3 protein-coding genes and 1 pseudogene are annotated in these 5,425 nt (G+C 58.4%); 2 read left to right on the forward strand and 2 right to left on the reverse strand.

Annotated features, from left to right (window positions below; all coding sequences use genetic code 11):
* Positions 1 to 26 precede the first annotated feature (26 nt).
* Positions 27 to 833 (reverse strand): SDR family oxidoreductase, encoded by an 807-nt coding sequence (locus P0D80_RS48495; RefSeq protein ID WP_408295446.1) that lies wholly within the window; start codon positions 831 to 833, stop codon positions 27 to 29.
* Between the two features lie 471 nt (positions 834 to 1,304).
* On the reverse strand, positions 1,305 to 2,030 hold the full coding sequence (locus P0D80_RS48500; protein ID WP_408295449.1) for a GntR family transcriptional regulator: 726 nt from the start codon (positions 2,028 to 2,030) through the stop codon (positions 1,305 to 1,307).
* A 281-nt stretch (positions 2,031 to 2,311) separates the two neighbouring features.
* Between P0D80_RS48500 and P0D80_RS48505 the strand changes: the two are divergent.
* A pseudogene (locus tag P0D80_RS48505) lies at positions 2,312 to 3,592 on the forward strand (MFS transporter); the annotation flags it as partial.
* Positions 3,593 to 3,790: 198 nt separating this feature from the next.
* Positions 3,791 to 5,317 carry a UxaA family hydrolase gene (locus P0D80_RS48510; protein ID WP_408295452.1) on the forward strand — a complete coding sequence of 509 codons (1,527 nt, stop codon included), beginning with the start codon at positions 3,791 to 3,793 and terminating at the stop codon, positions 5,315 to 5,317.
* The last annotated feature ends 108 nt before the right edge of the window (positions 5,318 to 5,425 follow it).

Raw genomic sequence — 5,425 nt, forward strand, 5'->3', positions numbered from 1 at the left:
CGGGTGATCGACGCGTTCGAATACGATCAAAGCACTTCGACATTCCCGCAGACAGAGATAGCCTGCCCGGAGATGCCGCTACCGCCTGGTGAACATAGGAAGAGCGCAGTCGCCGCAACTTCTTCGGGCGTCGTCATCCGGCGCAACGAAATCTTTTCGAGATACTGTTTCTCCATCTGTTCATAAGAGATGCCGAGTTGTTGAGCTCGCGCCTCGATCACGCGCTCAATGCGCGGGCCTTTCACGATCCCTGGCTGAATCGCATTTACCCGGATGCCAACAGGGCCCAGTTCGATGGCGAGACTTTTGGTGAGCCCGACGACCGCCCATTTCGTCGCTGCGTACGGAGTCCGGTACGCATAACCCAGGCGGCCCGCGACTGAGGACATGGTGATGATTGCCCCGCCGGAGGAGGAATCGCGCAGAAGCGGCACTGCGCGGCGAGCGAAGTAGAACTGTGCATTCAGGTTGACGTCGATGGTTTGCTTCCATTCGCTCATATCGAGCTCATCGACGCCGCCGGTCGGGCCCGCAATACCCGCGTTGTTAACCAAAACATCGAGCCCGCCGAGTTGCGTCTCCAGATCGGCAAAAACACGCTCGACGGCGGCCTCGTCCGATACATCCGCAAGCGTCGCGGTGATAGCGCCCGACCCGGCGCTTCTCTCGGCTTCAACCAGCGCGTCGATGGCCTGCTGGCTTGCGTCGCAGACGTGAACGCGCGAGCCGGCGTCGACAAACGCGCGCGCAATCACCAGCCCTATGCCGGACGCGCCACCGGTAACAAGAACCCGCATCCCCGCGTTTGGCTTCAACATCTCTGGAACCGTCATCATTTTCTCCGCTATTTGGATTACTGAGGCAAGTTGGCGCGTTACGCGCCATCTGCTGGTTAAAAAGCCGGGTCGCTCGAGCCGTGCGTTTGTCCCGGCCGCTCCCGCATGCCTAGTCTTTGTACCGATGCCCCTGGCATGCGTGACATGTGATCGCAATCAGAACCAAAAGCTTACGGTTGATCGGTTGAGATTAGTGACTTGTGATCACAACATAAGGCTAGTGTGTAACCCGACCGTGCATGAGTCAACCACTTTCTGATTGGGATAAACGCTAAGGCGCGGCGCCCTTAAATACACCGTTAACGTTGAACGAGACGATATGCGGGGGTGAACTGCGCTGAGCTGCACAGAATCCGGAAGGGAGGCCAATAACCCGTCTAGCGACGGAGAAAGCAACTCCGTCTCGACTGGCAACGCAGTAGCGACCCTGCGTTAGGTATTGCGCTTTTGCACGCGATGCTGGGAGTTCTAAACGGTTTCCGTCTGGCCGAGGTGTTCGGCCTCTCTGCTTAATAACCGGGCCTTCACATCATCCGCCGCGTCGCCAATATCCCGCTCGATACCGGCCCTCGCCGCCTCGCCGTCGCCACGCCGCAGTGCTTCCAGAATCTGCCTATGCGCCTCCATGGAATGAGCGATATGGGCAAGGTCCGGTGCGACCAGATTCAAAAAGGGCCCGATCCGCATCCACAGGTTCTGAATGGTGCCCATCATCACTTCGCTGCATCCGTGCGCGTAGATTGCCTGATGGAACTCAAAATTTCCGCGAAGGTAGCCTGCGACGTCGCCAGCCTTGGCCCGAGCTTCCATCCTGTCGAACACACGCTGCAAGGCGGTCAGATCGGCCCTCTTCATACGGGTCGCCGCCCGCTTCGCGATACATCCTTCGAGAGCAATTCGTCCATCGCGAAGCTCGTCCAGAATCTCGAGGGTCATTGGGGGCACCATCAACCCGCGACCCGGTCCGTCAACCAGCGCGCCCTCTGCCTGCAAACGGGTCAACGCACCGCGGACGGGCATCGTCGAGGACCCGACCGCCTCCGCGACACCGCGGAGCGTCAGCGTCTGGCCCGGCGCGAAACGTCCCGTCATGATCGCTTCACGCAACTGGGAATAGACGCGCTCAGCCATTGTCTCGCGCGAGACGAACTCAAGCGCGGGTAGGTCGCGTGACCCAAAACGAGGGACGGCCATAGTTGCCTCCGTTAAAGCAAAAGTGATTTGTGATCATGATACCCACAACTTTGCTTCGTGCAACTGGCCAGGTCACTCATCCGAAGCGAGGGTTTACCTCGCCATCGCTGAACTTGACGAGGGCAGAACGCTCGCATAATCTGCGCATGTGATCACAAATCACGGATCAAGCAGAAAGGCCATTTGTGCCGGCGCTTTAACTGATACGACGTGGCTGGATACCCGGCAATGGCCGGAAACAGGGCCCGCTGACGCCAACACAACCGAAACTGGAGACATGCATGCACTCTGACAAAGCCGGTTCGCGAACCGCATCTGCAGATACTTCGTCGCTAAATCGGCGGATCTTCTGGAAACTGATGCCACTGCTTATCCTCGTGTATACGATCAGCTTTCTTGACCGCACGAATATTGCGCTGGCAAAACATTCCATGAGCATTGATCTCGGGCTTTCAGCGGCTACTTACGGTCTGGGCGCCGGCCTGTTTTTTCTCTCGTATGCATCGCTGGAAATACCGAGCAATCTGCTGTTGCACCGCGTCGGCGCCCGTTTCTGGATCACGCGCATCATGATCACCTGGGGCGCGCTATTCTCCGCGATGGCTTTCGTACAGGGGCCAACGTCGTTCTACGTGCTGCGCCTTCTGCTGGGTGCGGCCGAAGCCGGCCTGTTCCCGGGCGTCATCCTGTACCTGACCTATTGGTTCGACCGTAATGATTGCGCGCGTGCAACCGGCTATTTCCTGCTGGGTGTCTGCATCGCCAACGTCATTGGGGGGCCGATTGGCGGAGCCCTGCTTGAACTTGATGGAGCCTTCGGTTTGCACGGGTGGCAATGGCTTTTTTTCCTGGAAGGCCTGCCCGCGATTCTCCTTGCGTTTGTCGTCTGGAAAAAGCTCCCGGATCGGCCGAGTGCTGCGCCCTGGCTGTCAAAAAAAGAAGCCAGTGATCTTGAACTTCGCCTTTCGCAGCGGGAGCAACACTCGGCACATGCATTCAAAGACTGCCTGCGCGACGGCCAGGTTTGGCTTGCGATCTTTGTGTATTTCTGCCATCAGATCACGATTTACGCCGTCATCTTTTTCTTGCCCGGCATTATCGGAGCCTCGGGACACTTCTCGCCATTCCTCATTGGCGTGCTCTCGGCCACACCGTGGCTTGCAGCTGCAATCGGTGCGGCGACGCTGCCGAGTTTGGCCAGGACGTCCGCCCAGAGCCGGGGCTTGCTTATTGTGGGCCTCCTCGTCATGGCCTCCGGCCTCGTGGTCGCGGTGTATGCGCCACCCGCATTAGGATTGCTCGCAATGTGCGTATCAGCGCTTATGTTCTTCGGCGCGCAGTCCGTGCTCTTTAGCTTCCCTAGCTCACGTCTCAGCGGAACTGCCCGGGCTGGAGGGCTGGGACTGTTGAACGCCTGCGGCGTCCTCGGAGGGTTCGTTGGGCCTACTGCGATGGGGATAGTAGAGCAGACCACCGGAAAGGCGTTAAACGGACTGTTGCTCATGGCAGGCGCCCTCGTGGTTGCCGCGGTGTGTGCTGTTCGACTGCGCCACGGCTCCGAACCGCAACCCCTTGTCGCGGAACAGGGACCGCGCAACCCGGTGACCGCGGCCATTGCAGCCGACGAGACATCGGGCTTTTCCCCGGCGACGGATCGCTAGACCACGCTACACGACGCCTAAGCCACTGCTTGCAGTAAGGCTGGGCGTAGTGTCGCCTGAATTCAAGCTGACTGCACCCGCGATATTCGAGATAGCGATATGAACCAGACCTCTTTAACCATCAAGTTAAATGACAACGACGACGTTGCGATTACCCGCACCGCACTCACCGCCGGCACATTGATCGCCGAGTTGGGGGGGCTAGTCGTTCGCGACGACATCCCTGCAGCTCATAAGGTTGCCCTGCGCCACGTCGAGCCGGGCGGCGCTGTGCGCAGATACGGACAGATCATTGGGTTTGCCACTAAGGCAATCACTCCTGGCGATCAGGTTCACACCCAAAATTTGGCCATGGGTGAATTCGCCCGAGATTATGCATTCGGCACCGATGCGAAGCCTACCGAGCCGGCTACTTCGCAGCTCACTTTTCAAGGGTTTCGTCGGCCGGATGGTCGGGTTGCGACGCGCAACTACATTGGCGTGATCAGTACGGTCAATTGCTCGGCGACCGTGACAAAGCTGGTCACACAGCATTTCTCAACTCCCGGCGCACTGGACGCATACCCCAATGTCGATGGCATTGTTCCGATCACACACAGCTTTGGATGCTGTATCGATCACAACGGCGAAGGCATTCAGCAGTTGCGCCGCACTATCGGCGGCTATGCCAAGCATCCCAATTTTGCGGGCGTTCTCATTATCGGACTCGGCTGCGAGGCGAACCAGATGGGTGCAATGTTCGTCGCCGAAGGTGTGCAGCCTGGTCCGCTCATGGTGCCGCTCGTGATGCAGGAGCAAGGCGGTACCCAGAAGACCGTCGATGCCGCGATTGCGGCCGTCCAGAAAATGCTCCCCGTCGTGAACGAGGCAACGCGAGAGCCCCTGCCAATCTCCCACCTGAGCATCGCCCTGCAATGCGGGGGATCTGATGGCTATTCGGGAATTACTGCAAATCCCGCCCTCGGGGCAGCCGTCGATCTACTCGTACAGCACGGTGGAACCGCCATCCTCACCGAAACCCCGGAAATCTACGGTGCAGAACACCTATTGACGCGACGAGCGATCCGTCCCGAAGTCGGCGAAAAAATCGTTGAGCGAATCCACTGGTGGGAGCAGTACGCAGAAAGAGAGAAAGGCAGCATCGATAACAACCCGACGCCTGGCAACAAGGCCGGCGGCCTCACCACCATCCTCGAGAAGTCGTTGGGAGCAGTGGCGAAAAGTGGATCATCCCCTCTGATGGGTGTCTATCGCTATGCCGAGCCAGTCGACGTCAAAGGGCTCGTCTTCATGGACGCTCCGGGATACGACCCGATGGGCGCGACGGGCCAGATCGCCAGCGGTGCAAATCTTGTCGTCTTCACTACCGGACGGGGGTCCTGTTTTGGCGCCAAGCCGGCACCCTCGATCAAGGTCGCCACGAACACCAGCATGTACAAACGAATGGTCGACGACATGGACATCAATTGTGGCGAAATCATGGATGGCACAGCAACGGTCGAACAAAAAGGACAGGAAATCTTCAGGATGATCATTGAGGTCGCGTCCGGCAAGGAGAGCAAGAGCGAGGCGTTGGGCGTCGGCAACGAAGAATTCGTGCCGTGGATGATTGGGGCGCAAATGTAAACACCAAAGTATTCCTAACGGTTAATTAAATCAGCGTTCGCTTTCTGGCGCATTTGCGTCGCACGATTCATCCCGATATCGCCAATCTATCCGAGAAGGTGAAACTCA

Origin of the sequence: Paraburkholderia sp. RL17-373-BIF-A (genome assembly GCF_046030175.1) — a bacterium.
GTDB lineage: Bacteria > Pseudomonadota > Gammaproteobacteria > Burkholderiales > Burkholderiaceae > Paraburkholderia.

Excerpts from the sequence above, each read along its gene's own strand:
- P0D80_RS48495 (WP_408295446.1), bottom strand. The coding sequence starts at position 833 with ATGACGGTTCCAGAGATGTTGAAGCCAAACGCGGGGATGCGGGTTCTT.
- P0D80_RS48510 (WP_408295452.1), top strand. The coding sequence starts at position 3,791 with ATGAACCAGACCTCTTTAACCATCAAGTTAAATGACAACGACGACGTT.
- P0D80_RS48500 (WP_408295449.1), bottom strand. The coding sequence starts at position 2,030 with ATGGCCGTCCCTCGTTTTGGGTCACGCGACCTACCCGCGCTTGAGTTC.